General features: G+C 59.3%; 17 protein-coding genes. 8 read left to right on the forward strand and 9 right to left on the reverse strand.

What is annotated here, in order from left to right:
- The first annotated feature begins 43 nt into the window (after window positions 1-43).
- The 6 genes from CKO27_RS13255 to CKO27_RS13280 all read left to right on the forward strand — a co-directional run bounded on the left by CKO27_RS13255 (window position 44) and on the right by CKO27_RS13280 (window position 6,575).
- On the forward strand, window positions 44-1,060 hold the full coding sequence (locus CKO27_RS13255; RefSeq protein ID WP_200375380.1) for a dihydroorotate dehydrogenase-like protein: 1,017 nt from the start codon (window positions 44-46) through the stop codon (window positions 1,058-1,060).
- Between the two features lie 432 nt (window positions 1,061-1,492).
- The gene (locus CKO27_RS13260; protein ID WP_200375381.1) at window positions 1,493-1,696 is read left to right on the forward strand and encodes a cold-shock protein; all 204 of its coding nucleotides are present in this window, start codon (window positions 1,493-1,495) and stop codon (window positions 1,694-1,696) included.
- A 129-nt stretch (window positions 1,697-1,825) separates the two neighbouring features.
- Entirely contained in the window at window positions 1,826-3,421 is a 1,596-nt protein-coding gene (locus CKO27_RS13265; protein WP_200375382.1) for an ABC-F family ATPase, read from the forward strand.
- A gap of 770 nt (window positions 3,422-4,191) precedes the next feature.
- Window positions 4,192-5,004: a bestrophin-like domain gene (locus tag CKO27_RS13270; RefSeq protein WP_200375383.1), complete on the forward strand. Its 813-nt coding sequence runs from the start codon at window positions 4,192-4,194 to the stop codon at window positions 5,002-5,004.
- 86 nt (window positions 5,005-5,090) lie between these two features.
- Complete coding sequence (locus CKO27_RS13275; protein WP_200375384.1) at window positions 5,091-5,906, forward strand: DUF2092 domain-containing protein; 816 nt, start codon at window positions 5,091-5,093, stop codon at window positions 5,904-5,906.
- An 18-nt stretch (window positions 5,907-5,924) separates the two neighbouring features.
- Window positions 5,925-6,575, forward strand: coding sequence for a hypothetical protein (locus CKO27_RS13280; protein WP_200375385.1), 651 nt, complete (start codon window positions 5,925-5,927; stop codon window positions 6,573-6,575).
- 592 nt (window positions 6,576-7,167) lie between these two features.
- Here the strand turns inward: CKO27_RS13280 and CKO27_RS13285 are convergent.
- The gene (locus CKO27_RS13285; protein ID WP_200375386.1) at window positions 7,168-7,491 is read right to left on the reverse strand and encodes a hypothetical protein; all 324 of its coding nucleotides are present in this window, start codon (window positions 7,489-7,491) and stop codon (window positions 7,168-7,170) included.
- 239 nt (window positions 7,492-7,730) lie between these two features.
- On the reverse strand, window positions 7,731-7,949 hold the full coding sequence (locus tag CKO27_RS13290; protein WP_200375387.1) for a hypothetical protein: 219 nt from the start codon (window positions 7,947-7,949) through the stop codon (window positions 7,731-7,733).
- Window positions 7,950-8,523: 574 nt separating this feature from the next.
- Here CKO27_RS13290 and CKO27_RS13295 point away from each other — a divergent pair.
- A complete protein-coding gene (locus tag CKO27_RS13295; RefSeq protein ID WP_200375388.1) occupies window positions 8,524-9,588 on the forward strand; it encodes an IS110 family RNA-guided transposase in 1,065 nt (354 codons plus the stop codon).
- Between the two features lie 544 nt (window positions 9,589-10,132).
- Here CKO27_RS13295 and CKO27_RS24250 read toward each other — a convergent pair.
- From CKO27_RS24250 to CKO27_RS13305, 3 genes are all read right to left on the reverse strand, one after another.
- Window positions 10,133-10,579: a hypothetical protein gene (locus tag CKO27_RS24250; protein WP_207280812.1), complete on the reverse strand. Its 447-nt coding sequence runs from the start codon at window positions 10,577-10,579 to the stop codon at window positions 10,133-10,135.
- A gap of 324 nt (window positions 10,580-10,903) precedes the next feature.
- Window positions 10,904-11,329 (reverse strand): DUF7686 domain-containing protein, encoded by a 426-nt coding sequence (locus CKO27_RS13300; protein ID WP_200375389.1) that lies wholly within the window; start codon window positions 11,327-11,329, stop codon window positions 10,904-10,906.
- A 545-nt stretch (window positions 11,330-11,874) separates the two neighbouring features.
- Window positions 11,875-13,026, reverse strand: coding sequence for an AcrVA2 family anti-CRISPR protein (locus CKO27_RS13305; protein WP_200375390.1), 1,152 nt, complete (start codon window positions 13,024-13,026; stop codon window positions 11,875-11,877).
- 260 nt (window positions 13,027-13,286) lie between these two features.
- On the opposite strand from CKO27_RS13305, the gene CKO27_RS13310 reads away from it, so the two are divergent.
- Entirely contained in the window at window positions 13,287-13,460 is a 174-nt protein-coding gene (locus CKO27_RS13310) for a hypothetical protein (protein ID WP_200375391.1), read from the forward strand.
- 111 nt (window positions 13,461-13,571) lie between these two features.
- Here CKO27_RS13310 and CKO27_RS13315 read toward each other — a convergent pair whose 3' ends face one another.
- Genes CKO27_RS13315 through CKO27_RS13330 form a run of 4 tightly spaced genes read right to left on the reverse strand, consistent with a single transcriptional unit; the run spans window position 13,572 to window position 17,929 of the window.
- A complete protein-coding gene (locus CKO27_RS13315; protein WP_200375392.1) occupies window positions 13,572-15,341 on the reverse strand; it encodes a Na/Pi cotransporter family protein in 1,770 nt (589 codons plus the stop codon).
- Window positions 15,338-15,826, reverse strand: a complete 489-nt coding sequence (locus CKO27_RS13320) for a universal stress protein (protein WP_200375393.1) — start codon at window positions 15,824-15,826, stop codon at window positions 15,338-15,340. Before CKO27_RS13320 ends, CKO27_RS13315 begins: the two co-directional genes overlap by 4 nt.
- Entirely contained in the window at window positions 15,823-17,310 is a 1,488-nt protein-coding gene (locus tag CKO27_RS13325; protein WP_200375394.1) for a metallophosphoesterase, read from the reverse strand. Before CKO27_RS13325 ends, CKO27_RS13320 begins: the two co-directional genes overlap by 4 nt.
- Window positions 17,282-17,929: an ATP-binding protein gene (locus CKO27_RS13330; protein WP_200375395.1), complete on the reverse strand. Its 648-nt coding sequence runs from the start codon at window positions 17,927-17,929 to the stop codon at window positions 17,282-17,284. The genes CKO27_RS13325 and CKO27_RS13330 overlap by 29 nt, the downstream gene beginning before the upstream one ends.
- Window positions 17,930-17,957: the final 28 nt, after the last annotated feature.

Consider the following 17,957-nt stretch of genomic DNA (forward strand, 5'->3'; position numbering starts at 1 on the left):
GACGATCACCCACGCATTCGCTTATTTTGAGGTACCGCCGGCCATGAATCTGACGACCAACTACCTCGGGCTGGAGATCAAGAACCCCCTGGTTCCATCCGCCTCGCCGCTCTCCAAGAGCCTTGCGTCCGCGCGCGAGCTGGAGGACAACGGCGCCGCCGCCATCATCATGTATTCGCTGTTCGAGGAGGCCATTACGGCGGAGTCGGAGTCGATGGTGCGTTTCCTGCATCATCAGGACATCGGCTTCGCCGAGACCACCGAGGGTTTCCTGCCCAGCTATCAGGATTTCGAGAATGGTCTGGATCGCTATCTGGAGCAGATCCGCAAGCTCAAGGAGTCGCTGGACATCCCAGTGATCGCCAGCCTCAATGGCGTCACGCCCAGCGGCTGGATCAGCCACGCGACCAAGCTGGCGCAGGCCGGAGCGGACGCCCTGGAGTTGAACGCCTATTACGTCGCGGGGGATATCGGCCAGAGCGGCGCTCAGGTCGAACAGCGGTATCTGGATCTGTTGACCGAGCTGCGGTCGACCGTCCAGATCCCCATCAACATGAAGCTGTCGTCGGCCTTCAGCTCGGTGGGCCACTTCGTCGCTCGTCTGGCTGGCGCCGGCGCCAATGGCGTCGCCCTCTTCAATCGCTTCTACCAGCCGGACATCAACATCGACAGTCTGCGTCTGCAAGCCAGGATCTACCCCTCGACCTCGGCCGAAGCCCTGCTGGCCATGCGTTGGATCGCCATCCTGCACGGACGCATCGAAGGGCTGTCGCTCGGCGCGACGGGCGGCGTCCATACCTCGGAGGACGCCATCAAGCTGCTGCTCGCCGGCGCCGATGTCGTGCATCTGTGCAACGTGCTGCTGCACAAGGGTCCGGCCTATATCAGCCTCATCCTCCGGGGCATCGAGGACTGGATGGAGGAGCAGGGCTTCGAGTCCGTCGCGGATTTCCGCGGCCGGGTCAGCGCCCTGAGCGTGCCCAATCCGGCCGAGCTGGAGCGGGCCAACTACATCAATGTCCTCGACAGTTACAGCGTTTCGTCCGGCGTCATGACCTGACCCGACGCGCGATACGCGCCCCGGCCCTCTCCCTCTAACGGGGGAGTGGGGCTCCAAGGCAATCACCGTCCGTCCTTCATGAACCATCCCAGGGCAGGCCAAACATCGGCTCGCTCCGAAGCCGGACGTCTTCCACCGGACCACCAAGCCTCGACGTTCATCGACGTGGGACCGCCGTCTCGAGTGTCGGTCGCCCCCGGAATCTCCGGCGGATCGGGCGATCGATTCTCAGCCTCTCGACCTGAATTGCGTATCTGGCGTCGAAATGCCTTGCCGAATGGTCCGGTTTTCGGCACCATACGCCTAGTGCAGTGTTTTCTTGTAGTGTTCCGGTAGTTCCTCTTCCCCGTCGTGTGCGGCAGATCCTTCCGTAATATCGAGACAGTCGTCTGCACATACATAAAGTTCAGTTAATACCTAGAGATTACCGTAATGGCTACAGGCACAGTTAAGTGGTTCAGTGACGAGAAGGGTTTCGGCTTCATCACTCCTTCCGACGGCTCCAAGGACGTCTTCGTCCATCATAGCGCCGTCCAGGGCGGTGGCTTCAAGTCGCTGGCCGAGGGACAAAGCGTTTCCTTCGACGTCGAGCAAGGCCAGAAAGGCCCGAGCGCGACCAACGTCGTTCCCAAGTAAGTTTCATGGTCGCCAGGTGCTCGTCACCTGGCTCCAAAAAGCCCCGCCCAAAAGCGGGGCTTTTGCGTTTCCGAGCCGTCGTGCCCTAGCGGTTCTCCCTTCCTCTCAAGCCTTTCACGGAATCCCGCTTTGATCTCCACGGCCAACATCACCATGCAGTTCGGCGGCAAGCCGTTGTTCGAGAACGTCTCCGTCAAGTTCGGCGGTGGCAATCGCTACGGCCTGATCGGCGCCAACGGCAGCGGGAAATCCACCCTGATGAAGATTCTGGGTGGCGATCTGGAGCCCAGCGCGGGCAACGTCTCGGTGGAGCCCGGCAAGCGGCTCGGCAAGCTGCGCCAGGACCAGTTCGCGTTCGAGAACCAGACGGTGCTCGATACCGTCATCATGGGTCACGACGAGCTGTGGAAGATCAAGCGGGAACGCGACCGCATCTACGCGCTGCCGGAGATGAGCGAAGAAGACGGCATGGAGGTCGCGCACCTGGAGGTGCATTTCGCCGAGCTCGACGGCTACACCGCCGAGTCCCGCGCCGGCGAGCTGCTGCTGGCGCTGGAGATTCCGCTCGAACAGCACGAAGGCCCCATGAGCGCGGTGGCGCCGGGCTGGAAGCTGCGCGTGCTGCTCGCCCAGGCGCTGTTCGCCGATCCGGACATCCTGCTGCTCGACGAGCCCACCAACAATCTGGACATCCACACCATCCAGTGGCTCGAAGAGGTGCTGAACGCGCGCAACAGCACCATGATCATCATCTCGCATGATCGCCATTTTCTGAACAGCGTCTGCACCCACATGGCCGACCTGGATTATGGCGAGCTGCGCGTCTATCCCGGCAACTACGACGAATACATGACCGCCGCCAGTCAGGCGCGCACGCGCCAGTTCGCCGACAACGCCAAGAAGAAGGCGCAGATCGCCGAGTTGCAGACCTTCGTCAGCCGCTTCTCCGCCAACGCCTCCAAGGCCAAGCAGGCGACCTCGCGCCAGCGTCAGATGGAGAAGATCAAGCTGGAGGACATCAAGCCCTCCAGTCGGGTCAACCCGTTCCTGCGCTTCGGCCAGGACAAGAAGCTCTATCGTCTGGCGCTGGAAGTGAAGACCCTGGCCAAGGGCTATGACGGCGCGCCACTGTTCAGCGGTCTCGACCTGACCGTCGAGGTGGGCGAGCGGGTCGCCATCATCGGCCCCAACGGCATCGGCAAGACCACCCTGCTGCGCTGCCTGGCCGGCGATCTGACGCCCGACAGCGGCACGGTCAAATGGTCGGAGAACAGCCAACTGGGTTATTTCGCCCAGGACCACGCCGCCGATTTCGCCGAGGACACCAGCCTCTATGACTGGATGGACCAGTGGAAACAGCCGGGCGACGACGAGCAGATCATCCGCGGCACCCTGGGACGGCTGCTGTTCTCCCAGGACGAGATCAAGAAACCCGTGAATGTCATCTCCGGTGGCGAGCAGGGCCGCATGCTGTTCGGTAAGCTGATGCTGCAAAAGCCCAATATCCTGCTGATGGACGAGCCGACCAACCACCTGGACATGGAATCCATCGAGTCGCTCAACACCGCGCTCGAAGACTATCCAGGCACCCTGATGTTCGTCAGTCACGACCGGGAGTTCGTCTCCTCCCTGGCCACCCGGATCATCGAGCTGACGCCCCGGGGCGTGGTCGATTTCCATGGCAACTACGAGGACTATCTGCGCACCGAGAGCGCGGCGGCTTAAAAACGCCGAGGGTGCTGGCCGATAAAAGAGCGCGATCTCGGCTCGGTCGAGCACCATTATCCCGATCAAGTCCGCTAGCCTGTAGGATGGGCAAAGCGAAGCGATGCCCATCTCGTACGCTCCGAGGCGGCAAGATACGGTGGCTCCCTAATCGACAGGATCCTCGCCTGGAGGATGGGCACGCCCGACCAACGTCGGTGCAAGACCAAACCTTGGAGTGCGGGTTTTGCCCATCCTTGTATCTTGGGCCTCGGAGCGTACAGGATGGGCATCGCTCTCGCTCTGCCCATCCTACGAATCGGGGTGAAGCCGTCGTTCGCCTCCAAACCCATGAGCCAGCCCAGGCTCCAGCCCGCCCCATCGTAAGCCGATCGCGCTGATCGCCGCCACCCAGGTTCCGCTCGCCAACAGCTATTCTCAGAATGGCTCGATGGAGCGAAAAACCCAGATGAACCCTACCCACGCCTTGGTCACGCTTTCCGGGCAGAGAAGGCGAAAGGGTCAGGTCCAAACCGAGAATTGCTGGCTCGCCAAGGTTCCGAGCAAAGCGAAGGCACCGCGGCTGCTATGATTGCCACACGGTGTCTCCGGCTGGAACGCTCGGTCGCGGTTGGCCTCCTGTCCCATCTCGCCGGGGCCATTCCGCAGCCCGCGCGCGGCGCTCATCGCGACCGTCCATAGTCCGACGGCGGCGCTGATCCCGCTCCCTGATCCGCACTGGCGCCGCGGCGCCCAATCGGCATCCTCACACTGAGTATCGAGGCTCGATCATGGATAAAATCCTCTCCGCGCTCTTGTTGGCCGTCGGTCTGTTCGTCGGCATTCTGATCCTGCTGGAAGTCGGCCGCCGGATCGGCGTTCGGAGACTGGCGGCCGACCCCGAGGGCGCGCGCACCGGAACCAGTGTCGTCGATGGGGCGGTCTTCGCGCTGGTGGGCCTGCTGATCGCCTTCACCTTCTCCGGGGCGGCCTCGCGCTTCGACCTGAGACGGGATCTGATCGTCCAGGAAACCAACGCGATCGGGACCGCCTATCTGCGGCTCGATCTGCTGCCCGCGAGCACGCAACCGGCGCTGCGTGACAGCTTTAGGCGCTATCTCGATTCACGGATCGAGACCTATCGCAAAATTCCGGATATGCCGGCCGTCATGGCGGAGCTGGCACGCTCGACGACCTTGCAGGGCGAAATCTGGACCCAGGCGATCGCGGCCGGCCATATGGCGGGCGGCTCGCCCGACGCCATCAAGCTGCTGCTGCCCGCGCTCAACGAGATGATCGACATCACCACGACCCGCACCATGGCCGCCAGTATGCATCCACCCTCGGTCATCTATCTCATGCTGGTCGTCATGACGCTGGCCAGCGCGCTTCTGGCCGGTCACGGCATGGCTGGCGGGAAGGGGCGTAATTGGCTGCACAGCCTCGGCTTCGCCGCAGTGATGGCGGTGGCGGTCTACATCATCATCGACATCGAGTTCCCCCGTCTGGGTCTGGTCCGGGTCGATTCATTCGATCAGGTCTTGGTGGATCTCAGGGCCAGCATGGATGATGCGGCGGGTTCGCTTCCGTCGCGCGTGGAATAGGTCGCGACCAGGAAGGATCGAACATTGGCCGGCGCGGCCAAGGCTAAAGAAGGGTTTAGGTTCAAACCACAGAGGATCAATCCAGCATGAAACAGCTTCCATTGCTATCCGCAATGATTGTCTCCGCTTTGGCGCTCAATGGCTGCGCCAATCTATCCGGCCTGGCCGCGGGCGGCACGAGCGAGTCGGTCCCGATCAGCGATCCCCCGGCGGTGGCGCCGCAACCCATTGATGTGCTGAAGCGGATGGCTACCTATCTGCGTTCACTCGATCGCTTCGAGGTACGGGTCGAGAAGCTCACGCAATTGATCCTGCCGACCGAGCAGCGCCTCCACGAGGATCAAACCATCGAGATCGCCGTCGACCGGCCGAACCAGCTTCGGGTCGAGTACAAGGGGCTCGGTGGCGGTCGGCAGATTTTCTATGACGGAAAGGAATTCACGCTCAATACGCCCGTGGCGGGCTTTTACGCCGTCGGCTCCGCCCCGGCGAGCATCGACCAGACCCTGGAAATCCTCTACAACGAGTACCAGATCGAACTGCCCGTGGCCGACCTGCTGGCCACCAATACCGAAAGCCGACTGGTCAAGAACCTCAGCTCCCGGACCTACGTCGGTCGCATCCTGGTACAAGGCGTGCCCTGCCATCATCTGGCCTTCCGCACCCCGGAGGTGGATTGGGAGATCTGGATCGAGGATGGCCCCAAGCCTCTGCCGCGCCGCTTGCTGTTGACCGACAAGAGCGTCCAGGGCTCGCCGACCATGATGGCCAATCTCACCGATTGGGACGTTGCGCCGAGGTTCGCGCGCGGCTTCTTCGAGTTCAAACCGCCGAAGGGCAGCGAGCGTGTTCCCTTCCTGACCGAGGCGTCCGCGGCCATGTCGGCCGCGACCATCCAATAAACATCCGAGGGTCTCAACGTGCGTGATTCACACTGGAGCTTCTGGAAACGGGCCTTCCTCATGGCCCTGATCGTCGGTCCGACCCTGGCGGTCATCACGGTCGACGCCGAGGCCCGCCGAGGCGGGGGCGGAGGCGGCGGACACATGAGTCGCGGTGGAGGTCATGGCGGCTCCGCCGTGCGGGCACCCCGCGGAAACGTGGGTGGTGGGCACCGTCCCGCGCGGCCCGCTGGTGGCGGTGGGCAGGCGCGTCCGGGCCGGCCACCGGCTGGCGGTGGCAGTGGTGCTCGTCCACCCAAACCGGGCGGCGGAGGTAACTACGCGGGTCGGCCACCGGCCGGTGGTGGTGGCGCTCGTCCGCCCAAACCGGGCGGTGGTGGTGCCTACGGTGGCCGCCCGCCGGCCGGTGGACCCGGCGGAGCCCCGCCGCGACCCATGAGGCCGCCACCGCCCCCCGTGCATGTGGACAACTACTGGGGCGCGCCATTCGGCGCCGCCGCCGCTGTGGGAACCGCGATCGCCATCGGGGCCATCGTCTCCTCGCTCCCGCCGGGGTGTCGCACGGTCGTCGTGCATGGCGCCAGCTACCGGCAGTGCGGAGGCAATTACTACGCCCCTCGCTACGAAGGATCGAGCGTCGTCTACGAAGTCGTGCCGCCCCCCTATTGAGCGCGACCGTCGAGCGCCGAGGCTTCATCGGTGCTCGACGTCATGATCATCGGCGAGACCACCCTGAGCGGCGCCGAAGTATTGCTAATGGAGGAGGGTGGATTAAGCGAATCATGCGGCGTCGCCGATGACCGAAACGATGATCAAGGCCCATCATGCGAACGACGTAGGATGGGCAAAGCCCGTGGCCATAGGCCGAGTCTGGCGGCGAGGCCGGTCGGGCGTGCCCATCCTGTACGCTCCGAGGCTCAAGACACAAGGGATGGAAACGCGCGCTCCGTCATTTCAGAAGAGACTCGAATCGCGGACGCGCCGCATCCACCCGCACTATTTCTAAGCGTCTTAGAGCGGCGGCGGAATCGCCAACGGCACATTCACGCAATACCAGCTCTGAAGCAGAGCTTGACGTCATGCGAGGCACCTTTGAGACTGAACGCCCCCAACTCAGCCGCCCCAGTGGAGCGAAGCAGAGCGCAATGTAACCCGGGTCGGCTGGGGCGCCGAGTTAGGCCATATCGTCGTCATTGGAGAAAGCCTGCCTCGTCCCTTATTTCTCATCCAAAAAAGCAACCCAATTTACGCCGCTGATCACTCATTGTTGAGCTAAATTCCTGACACGGCGAATTTGATACTTTCTGATGTCTGTCGCAAGGGGATGATTACGCACAGGCCGAAGATGAGTCAGTGAAACAACGTATTGCTCTTTGGTTGTAAAGGGAAGTTTCAAAGTACAGACAATCCCTCCTTCATCCCCGAAATAATCAGCATCGAAAATTTCCAGCAGGTGATCGGCTTTGAGTTTTACATTTCTCTTCTTCAATAATGAGACGAACTCTTTAGATGGATAGGCAAAAATGGGTAGGCAATCCTGCATCTGTTTTACCAGCCCCATCGTTTCTTGCTCATCATCAATCATGATAGAACACACTATATTTCAGTATTGATTGGGCTTTAAGTTTACGGCTTTCGAGCAAAATCAAATGCCCGGTTGCCCCGCCGGCATGGCCTTGCCGTATGAGCGACAGGGCGTCTGCGGGGTTCGCTCTTAAACCGCTTGTTGGCGATCCGTGCGGCCGTCGCACCGTAGCCGCTAGACGATTTCTTTCTTTATGAAATCAGGGAATCGTGGTCTGCCCCGGGTATTCTCGCTCCTCATCAAATCGCGCCGAGATAGTGATCGTGATGCGCGGCGAGATCAGCGATCCCGGTATCGACAGCAACCGACTCAATGTCCTCTAACAACCTCCACCACTGATCGGTGCTCAGTCCACCATCAAGGGATTGCGCCAATACATCGACCAGGAATTGTTGCGGGTCCGGCAATGCACGTAGCTTCTCGGCAAGCGTTTCCGGGATATCTAGCACGAATTGCATGTATTTGGCCCTCGTTGCTCTAGCCGTCTGTTGACGGTTTTCGCCAATAGAATACTCGATTCCTTGCCGCATGAGGAATTCGCCGCACCGCGACGTGAAAAGGGGGCGGATTTATTTTTCGGGTCCGGTTTCATAAATAAATCTGTCTCCTTTTTTCGTTTTGACGCTGTTCGAGAATAACGTGGTCTGTCCCGAATGGCACTAAGATAAGCAGGCTCTTATAAATATCAGCAACTTAGGTGACAACCCGGATTTCGGCTGCCGCAACATCAGCGAATGCCTGCCAGGATCCCCTGGATTCTGCTGGATTCCGTAGCGCTTCGGACTCTCGGGCTGGCCATGTAAGCATCTGTTTTGTATAGATTACGCGCTTATCTTAGCGCCATTCTGGTCTGTCCCGGGTATTCCGGAGATCAGGCAAGATCAGAAAGGGACCGGGGATCCCGGCCCGGGTGGGTCGAAAATGAATTCGAGCCTAATGGAATGGTCCGCCCCGCTCCTCACAATGAGCCCTGAGCGGGCACAATAGGCGATGGACACAACACCTATCGTCAACCGAGGAGCGGAGCAGACCATGAGCCAGTTTAGCAAAGAGGCCGTATGCACCATCGGCATTGATTTGGCCAAGAACAGTGTGCATGTCTTTGGGGTCGATGCCCAAGGCGAGACCGTCTTCAGCCGCAAGCTCGCGCGCGGGGCATTGACGGCCTTTATCGCCCAACAGCCGCCCTGTCGTATCGCCATGGAAGCTTGCGGCAGTGCTCATCACTGGGCGCGCACCTTCCAGAGCTTGGGTCATGATGTGGTACTGATCGCCCCGCAATTCGTCAAGCCTTTTGTGAAGAATAACAAAACCGACGCCGCCGATGCCGAGGCGATCTGCGAAGCGGCGCGACGCCCCCGTCAGCGTTTTGTACCGATCAAAAGCGTCGAGCAGCAAGACATTCAAGCTATCCATCGCATGCGCTCGCAGGTCATCGAACGACGCACCGCGCTGATCAATCAGGTGCGTGGATTGTTGGCCGAATACGGCCTCATCATTCCTCGGGGCCGCACGGTGGTGATGCGCCGTCTGCCCGAGATACTTGAAGACGCCGACAACGGGCTGAGCGAGCGGTTTCGCGCCGAATTGCACGGACTCCTTGAAGAACTGCGTCACCTCGATGAGAGGGCCGCACACTACGATACCCAGATCAAGACAGTGGCCGACACCAGCGCGTCGGCTCAGTTGTTGATGACGATCCCTGGCATCGGCCCGCTGGTGGCCACCGCCTTGATCGCCACGCTGGGCGATGGCTGGGGCTTGTTCGCCAATGGCCGGGCGCTGGCGGCCTGGCTCGGGCTGGTGCCGCGGCAGCATTCCACCGGCGGGAAACCGCGCTTGCTGGGGATCAGCAAACGCGGCGACGTTTATCTGCGCCAGCTGTTGATTCATGGCGCGCGAGCGATGATGCACTGGGTCGATAAAAAGGAGGATGCCGTCAGCCGCTGGGCACATGACATCAAACAGCGCCGTCATACGAACGTTGCCATTGTCGCCATGGCCAACAAACTCGCCCGCATCGCCTGGGCGGTGATGAACACCGGGAAGACCTTCGATCCGGCGCGCGGCGCGCTCACCAAGCCGGTCGCCGCTTGATGGCCGACCGAGCGTGATCGCGATCAAGATCAAAAACGATTAACCCGCCCTTCACAGGGCACCAAACCGAGTTGCTAAGAGTGAATGTCACTGTGATGGCATGAAAGGGACGACCGCCTCGCTGAAAACCTGGAAGGGGCCGAAGCCAGCTTAAGCTGAGACTGTGAGCCTGATTGAGGACAGCGGGGTACGCGAATTCCATCAGGGCACGTGGATCACTTCGATGATGATCCCGCTAACGATGCCGGATATATGGCCGCAACGTTTCCTTCTACCAAATCAGCGATTTTCCTCTTGCATCGCGGGGCGGACCATATAAGGCCCCTTTAATTGCATGGGGGTCGGCTTGATGTGCGTGTTAGCCAATTGATTTAGATTCGGTAGTCGCAATACGCACGTAAGACTGCAGCAATTCCCGGCGAACGCTAACCTCTTGAAAAGATAGGTTACTATTTTGCAAACCCTGTTGCTGTCAAGAGTTGGATTCTTTATAAATCAGTGGCTTACGATCAGTTCGCCGGGAATTGCTGGTAAGACTGCGAGCCTAAAGATCGAATCTGATTCCATAAACTCTGCATCTCTTCAATATAGAGAGGGAATCGGCGGAATCTGTGCCCATGCCTGATACCGAGAAGCCTTTCCGCGTATCATAATAGCCAACAAAAGGCTTCTTTCCGACGTAGCCACCGAACGCGTTCTTTGCGTTCACTAAGCCGCACACTATTGAGGTTTCATTGGCTCCTGTCTTCTTCAAAACTCCTTGTATAGAGTGGTATCTTGCGGAATATGGATCCTTTAGACGATTTCCGACCTTCTTCTTGACTTCTGCGACTTGATTCGCCGTAAGATTAATATTCTTGAATGTGGTTGTAGGCGCGTTTTTGGTAGAGAGCTTTCTCCTTTTTCGTTCCCATTCCAATGTATACTTCGAGCTGAGGAAAGGACAATTCGTGAAGTAAGTGTTACCTTCCTTGTCGCTGTATTTATACACGCCACGATGCTCATCTGAGCAACTTGATTCTACTGGTGGTTTTGGTTTCTCCACACTCAGCGAAGCGCTCGGATGGCGCGTCTCCACAGGGGAGCAACCGAGCGCCATGGTTAGTAACGCTAGATGTATGCCCGTCGCGAGAATCCCGAGATTGTTGCTTTGCATTGTTTGTCGCTAACGTGAAGCTTAAGCCGACCCATACTTCGCCGCGATGCGGCCGAATGAAGGACTGAGTTCCGCGCGCAGTATTGGGTCGGATTGAGGCGCGTGTTAGGCGATTATTGCGTTAAACATTCGAAAGCAGCAATCCAACCTGCCCGCTAGTTATTCATCACCCTCGCATATATGTAACTCAATTCGAAATCCCTCATGGGTAAGTAGTAATTCCTGAAACTCATCCCATGAAATAATCTGACCATCGACGACAATTCCTTGGGATGAAATCGTACCAGACAAATCATCATGAGACATGGAAATACGGTCATGATCTCGGATGAGGTATCTTCGGGAAAGACCGCGTCGTATCTTTGCTCTCAAACGTCCGAAACCGGCAAATGGGTCAACTTCGGCGAATACTCGAAATTTGTAACAACAATCACCCTCAGTGATTTCCCGTGCTGCCAGGAGGTAACCCGGAGTGATAATGCGATCAACGTAAAGCTCGAAAATTCTTATCTGACCGGCACAGTCAATATATCTCTCCTGTTTCGGAAAGGACTCTTCCAACATCGCATCAACGTCAGTTCTCATAGTGATTTGCTATTTTTCTGTTGAATGCAAAGATACGCTTCGCTTGAGGAAAAGGGGACGGATTTATTTTTTGGGTTCGATTGCATAAATAAATCTGTCCCGAATGGCACTAAGTTAAGCGCGTAACCTCTACAAAACAGCTACTTGCATAGCCATCTGCGAGCCAGAAGCCCTACGGAACCCAGCGGAATCTAGGGAATTCCAGAGGGCATCCGCTGATTTGGCGGTAGCCAAAATCCGGGCTTTCACGTAAGTGGCTGATATTTATAGGTGCTAGCTTATCTTAGTGCCATTCAAATCTGTCCCCTTTTTCCGCGCCGGGCGCAAACCCACCAGCTTTAGCTGGTGGTTGTTTAGTCGTCTACCATATCAATCACTATGGACTAAAAGTCCATAGTTTGAATTCGGACTGAAAGTCCTTCGTCCGCAGACTTTACTGCGGACTAAAGATGATAAGGAATCGCTACGCGATGCCAGGTTTTGATTGAGAGCTTTCTAACGAAAGATTTTACTAAAAGTCTTGCACTGAAAGTGCATAGTTTTGACTAACGATTGGAACAATAAATATGACCAGTCAATTGGTCGCTATCCGCTTTGTCTTGTCTGACGAGAACCGGCATGATCCATATCAGTCTTCTGCCGGAAAGCTGCGGTCCATAGGGCTGATTGCGCCAATGACCGCGTCGCCAATGTGCCCTTACTTGGCTGCCTAGACCTTGGTTTTCGGTATATTTTGGCTCAAATGATCTTCCACAAAAATGAATTTTTGTATAGCCCATTGATGTTAACTTAGATGTATTCCGCTGAATATCCTTGGGTTTTTGTGCTCTATTTATATTTTCCAGTAAAGGCTTGGGTGTATCGAATGGCCAGCGCAATTCAACATCATCTGGGTAAGCAGAGAGATAGCATAAGCCATTAATTATGAGCTTCAGCGCTTCGAGGAATGCGAGGTAGCCGGAATTAGTTTCAGCTAGTTCTGTCTTAAGGCTTTCCGCTCTTCTGTGTCTTGCCCCCATCTTTTCATATTCAAGGATCGCTCTTTCGCCAGACTGTCGTGTGTGAGCCAAATCGTCATCTAAAGCATGCTTCGCAACGAGGGATATGGGTTCCGAAGCGATTTCTAATGATAGCGGAAGATAATAATATTTGTCCTCATGGAGTATCCAATCAAATCTTCCTTGAGTGTTATGCGAGTCATCTGGGCAGGTAGATAATAGTATTTGTAAGATTTTTTCGTCAGGCGATGAAATAATGGAAATATATGCGCCATCAACGAAGCGACTATCGCCGTAAAGATCAAGGTCAAGTTGTTTCCCGAAGCTCATGTAAAACGAAGAATAGGGGAACAATAAAGCTCCTGCTTTTATCTCGTCCACGTCAGTTTGGCGAAATTGTTCCGTAATTTCATCATTAAAGTGAAAGACTTGTCTTCCATGGCAGACGTAAGCTGCGTAGTGAATAGCGAGAGAGCATTCATGCATTGCTAGCTGTAAATTCTCGGGGCGTTGCTCAAAGGGCAAGCCCATAATCTCATCATTATATGTTTCTTGTATGTGCTTCGTAATAGCAATGAACGTTTCTGAATTTGCTATAGTTTCTGTGCCGGTAAGGCTCTGATAAATTGTCGCAATTTTCTTGGCAAACGGGCGAGTTATACGATATCGCTCGGGATGGTATCTCTTGGATAATTGCATTTTTTGCTTCGACGTCTTGGCTTGGGAATACGTCAACACACGATGTTTCGGCGGATTTGTTTTAACGCTCAGTGGATTAGACAGAATCCGTAATTATGGTGCTAGACAGAATCGGTCTAACCTCCAAAATTGTCACGGTTGGCGCCGCTGGGCTTGGCCGCCCTTGTGTCTGCGTTCCACGTCGTGTTCCCGGAGACTAAGCCATGACGAGAAACCGGTCAAACAATGCGGGATACGTCTGCTCTTTCTGTGATAAGCATATGGAAAAGCTCTATGAATCAATCATCAAGACGCTCTGTGACCGTTTGATGGTGATCCGTGCCGAGCATGGGATCGCGGCCTATCCCGACCGGAGGTTGGTCGAGCCGTCACGCGATGACGTGGACGCCTACCTCGCCGAGTTGGGGCGCCGCCCCCGTTTGAAGGATTGGTAATTCCGTCAGGTAGTCGAGGCTATACGGATTTATCTTGACAGTTCCATATCGGATTTGCCGGCGATCCTGGATCAAGCGGGCGGGCGAGGGCTAGTGTGCCTCGCGCGCCGCTCAATCGCTGTTCGTCGTTTCGTCCGGCTCCACGGTCTTGGCCATGCGTTTGGCGAAGTAGTAGATCCGCTGGAGCTTTTCGATGATGTCGATTTCCAGGGTGTAGGCCGGGATCCGATTCGGTTCCTCGGCGACCAGACGGCGCGCCTCGTGCGCGGCGGCCGAGTCGGCGATCGCGGTGATTTCGCGCTTCATGGTGGTGACGCTGCGCGCGGCGATTTCGTTGTTCTGCGCGACCGCTTGCAGGGCGGCGGCGAGCGCGCGGGTGACGGCCTGGTGGAATCCGAGCAGGACCTCGCGGGTGGGCTGGCTGATGGACACGCCCTGGTCGATGCGTTCGCGCCCGAGTACGACCAGGTTGGTCTCGATCAGGTCGCCGATGTTCTCCAGGTCGTTCACCGCCTCCAGCAACCGCATCAGCTCGCGGGTCTGACGCTCGGTGAGCACCAGACGGCTGATCCTGCCGAGATAGGTGACGATCTCGGCGTGCAGGCTGTCGACGTCGTTGTCCATCAGCTCGATGTCGCGCAGGGTCTGGCGGTTGCCGGTCAGAATGGCCGGCATGATCCGCAGCATCATCCGCTGCACGCTGTCGCCCATGTGGAGGATCTCCAGCCGCACCCGGTCGAGCGCCAGCGAGGGGGTCGTCAGCAGTTCCTCGTCCAGATACTTTGGGCGCACGATGAAGGCGTCCTCGCCCAGTGGCTTGTCCGGCACCAGCCATTCCGCCAGGCGCGCGAACTGGCCGGTCAGGCCGATGAAGAGCAGGGTGTTGGCGACATTGAAGAGGGTATGGGCGTTGGCGATCTGGCGCGGCACCTCCGCCGCCAGGCGCGCGCCGCCGGAGAGCGCCGGGTAGGAGGGCGAGAGCCATTGCACCAGCGCGGCCAACTGATCGATGAAGCCGACCCAGATGAGCACCCCGGCGATATTGAAGAGGACATGCACCAGTCCCGCGCGCACGGCCTCCCTGGGCTTTCCGATCGCGGCCAGCATGGCGGTGACGCAGGTGCCGATGTTGGCGCCGAAGGCGAGCGCGATCCCGGTTTCCAGATTCACGAAGCCCTGGCTCGCCATGACGATGACGATGCCGGTGGTGGCGGCGGAGGATTGGATGAGGCCGGTGAAGAGCGTCGCGACCAGGATGCCGATGGCCGGGTTCTCCATCCGCGTCATCAGGTCCAGAAAGGGCTGATGGGCGCGCAAGGGCTCCATGGCGTGGCTCATCACGGTCATGCCGAAGAAGACAAGTCCCAGCCCCATGATCATGCCGCCATAGTGACGCGCGGACTCCTGCCTGGCGGCGAAGAGCAGGGTGAAGCCGACCCCGATCATCAGCAACGCCGTGTTGTCGATCCGGAAGGCGATGAGCTGCGCGGTGACGGTCGAGCCGATGTTGGCGCCCATGATGACGCCCACCGATTGGGACAGCGACATGAGCCCCGCGCTGATGAAGCCGACCAGCAGCACGGTGGTGACCGAAGAGGAGTTGATCACGGCGGTGACGAAGGCGCCGGTGAGGGCGCCCATGAAGCGGTTGGTCGTCAGGCGCGCCAGGATGTCCTTCATGCGATCGCCCGCGACCGCCTTGAGCGCGTTCGCCATCTGATCCATGCCGGACAGGAAGAGCGCCAGCCCGCCGAACAGCCCCACGCCCATGACCCACCAGTCGATGACCCCGGTGCCCGCGTCGGCCCAGACCGGCGAGACGAAGCCAAGGGTCAGCGGCATGAGCGCCGCGAACCGGCGGGGCCTGGAGGCCGGCTTCATGGTTCGATCGTGGGCGCGCGCGCGGACTTGACCACGGTTACCGGAATCCGCGCGCGGTGCACCACCCGCTCGGCCACCGAGCCGAGCATGAGCTGCTTGAGCCCGGTCAGCCCCCGGCTGCCCATCACGATCATGCTGGCTTTGCGTTGGCCGGCGACCTCCAGAATGCGCGTGCTCGGCAGGCCCTTGACCAGCAGCGACTCCATGAGCGGCGCGTTCCTCGACTCCGGGTGATTCTTGCCGAATCCGTGCAGGAACTCGGCGAGCATGTCCGCCGCGCCGTCCTCGATGCGATGGAGCTGCTTTTTCTTCAGGGCGCGGCTGTAGTAGCCGGGCATGGTGCCTGGGTCATGCACCACATGCAGGATCAGCAGCGGTCGCCCGAAGCACCTGGCCATCTCGAGCGCGCACAGCAGGGCGGCTTCCGAGTGGCTGGAGAAATCGACGGGGACCAGGATCGGGTGGACATCGGAGCTGTCTTTCATGGCGTGGGATCCATGGACGAGCGCCCGGTGCGGGCATACTGGTTATAGACCGCCAGCATCGGCTCGGTCGGATAGGCGAGGGGTATCAGATGTTTGTCGGCGCGCGCGATCACGCCGATCCAGTCCAGGCCGGCGCCATGCAGGACGTGATGATGAGGAATGCCGCCCGCGTTCATCCAGTAGGTGGCCTGATTGGGCGCGGGCGTGTGTCCGACGATGACGGGCGCGTCGTGCTTGACGCCGAGCCGCTTGCGCAGTCGCGCCAGGTCGCGCGGCCCGTAGCCGTTGGGCAGGTTGGAGCGGCGCAGTCGCACATGGGTCAACTGGTGGGCGAGCTTGGGATGGCGGTGGATGTCGACCAGTCCCTCCCAGGTCATCTTGCCGGTGGGCGGGCCGGCGTGGCAGGCCAGATAGCCGGCGGAGGCGGCCACGTAGGGGAGTTGATCGTAGAAGGTTTGCATGGCGTCGCGGTAGCCTGGTCCACGCCGATCCAGCAGCGCCTGCTCCCAGAGCAGACCCTGGGGGATGCCGGCCTTGCTGATCTCCTCGGAGAAGCTGTCGTGATTGCCGCGCAGATAGAAGACGCGCTCGGGAAATCGCAGCTTGAGGCGGAAGATGAGATCCATCATCAGCATCGAGCTGTCCATCTCCTCTTCCTGGCCGGGCACGTCCGGCTGCACCGCGTCGCCGAGCAGGATGAGCAGACCGGTTCCGTCGACCAGCGACTCCAGGAATCCGTTCTGGGTCAGGACCACCAGCAGGTTGTCGATGCGCGCGTGCAGATCTCCGACGAAGATGGGACGCGGGCGCTCGGGCAGGGCCAGCAGTCCGCTGGGTCGGCCATTGGGGTTGGGGACGCGATAGGGCTCGTCGCGCATCAGCGCGATGACCCGCTCGATCAGGTCCAGCGCCTCCGAGCGGGTCGGTGGCTCCAGCGGTCCGCCGAGCACCTCGCGCAGCCGTTCCAGCTTCTTCCAGCGCCAGCGCGCCATGCGTTCCATGAGTTCGTGCGAGGTAAGCGGTGCCACACAGGCGCCGGCGTGCGAGGACTTGTTTCTGAACGCCAGTCCCTTGTGCGAGAGCTTCAGCCGCAGATGCTGATTGTCGACCGCCTTGGGATAGCGCAGCCACAGACGCTGCATCGGATCCTCGCGTCCCAGGGTCAGCGAATCGCCCTTGCCGAGCCGCAGGAAGCCGCTGATATCGTGGAAATAACTGCCGGGGTCGCAGAACAGATAATCGCCCTTGTGGGTGAGGCGGCCGTCCGGGTCGAAACGCAGCTCGGGATAGAGATGCAGGCGGTAGCCTTCCTCGCCCCCCAGCAGGATCTGTAGCGGCAGGGCCGGCGGCGGGATGCGGATCTTTTCGTCGGTCAGGCGCAGGGAGCCGCGCAGGTCCACGTCCTCGCAAGCGTCCATGCCCTGGACAAGATCGCGAAAGCGTTTGAGGAAGCTCTTACGGGAGACGAGTTTCGGTTGCGCCATGGTCATCGACTCGCATGGGCGGATGTTCGGCCCGTTCGCGGAGGTGAACGATCATACCTTGACGATGGAAGTACAGGGCGACTTGGGCATGGATCCGGACCTGCGCGCGAATCTGTCCCGGATCGATGACCAGGTCGATCGGATGGGTGCCGCGCCGCGCCCGCTCGCGCCGATAGGCGACGATGGTCTCGGGGGGCGGCAGCAGGAACTCGAAGGCGAAGCGGTTGCGCCAATCGGCCGACAGCAGATGGCGTTTGGCCGGCGGGATCTGGAGGCGCGCGCTATCCAGCTCCAGTGACCGCCAGTCTTCAAGCCACTCGGGGCCGAACAGCGTCAGCGCCTTGGGCCGCCCGACGAAAGGCAGCCCCAGATGGATCTCGCGCGGGCGCAGGGCGAGCGTGCTGGCCCGCCACCAACCCTTGCGCGTCAGGTCGATATAGCCTTCCTCCGGCCAGCCGCCGAGGCGCTCGATCAGCGTGGTCTTGCCCGAGCCGGGCGGCCCGGTCACCAGGATCTGACCGAAATGCACCCCGGCGGCGAGCGGAACGCCGCGAACCCAATCCAGTCCCCGGACCGGGACGCAGGGGATGAATGGGTAAGTGCTCGTCGGATCGCACATCGCATCGCGGTCGCAGGGATTCCCTCGG

It is taken from the genome of Thiocystis violacea, from assembly GCF_016583575.1.
Taxonomy (GTDB): domain Bacteria; phylum Pseudomonadota; class Gammaproteobacteria; order Chromatiales; family Chromatiaceae; genus Thiocystis; species Thiocystis violacea.

Excerpts from the sequence above, each read along its gene's own strand:
- CKO27_RS13275 (WP_200375384.1), top strand. The coding sequence starts at position 5,091 with ATGAAACAGCTTCCATTGCTATCCGCAATGATTGTCTCCGCTTTGGCG.
- CKO27_RS13255 (WP_200375380.1), top strand. The coding sequence starts at position 44 with ATGAATCTGACGACCAACTACCTCGGGCTGGAGATCAAGAACCCCCTG.
- CKO27_RS13295 (WP_200375388.1), top strand. The coding sequence starts at position 8,524 with ATGAGCCAGTTTAGCAAAGAGGCCGTATGCACCATCGGCATTGATTTG.
- CKO27_RS13310 (WP_200375391.1), top strand. The coding sequence starts at position 13,287 with ATGGAAAAGCTCTATGAATCAATCATCAAGACGCTCTGTGACCGTTTG.
- CKO27_RS13330 (WP_200375395.1), bottom strand. The coding sequence starts at position 17,929 with ATGTGCGATCCGACGAGCACTTACCCATTCATCCCCTGCGTCCCGGTC.
- CKO27_RS13260 (WP_200375381.1), top strand. The coding sequence starts at position 1,493 with ATGGCTACAGGCACAGTTAAGTGGTTCAGTGACGAGAAGGGTTTCGGC.
- CKO27_RS13320 (WP_200375393.1), bottom strand. The coding sequence starts at position 15,826 with ATGAAAGACAGCTCCGATGTCCACCCGATCCTGGTCCCCGTCGATTTC.
- CKO27_RS13290 (WP_200375387.1), bottom strand. The coding sequence starts at position 7,949 with ATGCAATTCGTGCTAGATATCCCGGAAACGCTTGCCGAGAAGCTACGT.
- CKO27_RS13325 (WP_200375394.1), bottom strand. The coding sequence starts at position 17,310 with ATGGCGCAACCGAAACTCGTCTCCCGTAAGAGCTTCCTCAAACGCTTT.
- CKO27_RS13300 (WP_200375389.1), bottom strand. The coding sequence starts at position 11,329 with ATGAGAACTGACGTTGATGCGATGTTGGAAGAGTCCTTTCCGAAACAG.
- CKO27_RS13285 (WP_200375386.1), bottom strand. The coding sequence starts at position 7,491 with ATGATTGATGATGAGCAAGAAACGATGGGGCTGGTAAAACAGATGCAG.
- CKO27_RS13315 (WP_200375392.1), bottom strand. The coding sequence starts at position 15,341 with ATGAAGCCGGCCTCCAGGCCCCGCCGGTTCGCGGCGCTCATGCCGCTG.
- CKO27_RS13270 (WP_200375383.1), top strand. The coding sequence starts at position 4,192 with ATGGATAAAATCCTCTCCGCGCTCTTGTTGGCCGTCGGTCTGTTCGTC.
- CKO27_RS13305 (WP_200375390.1), bottom strand. The coding sequence starts at position 13,026 with ATGCAATTATCCAAGAGATACCATCCCGAGCGATATCGTATAACTCGC.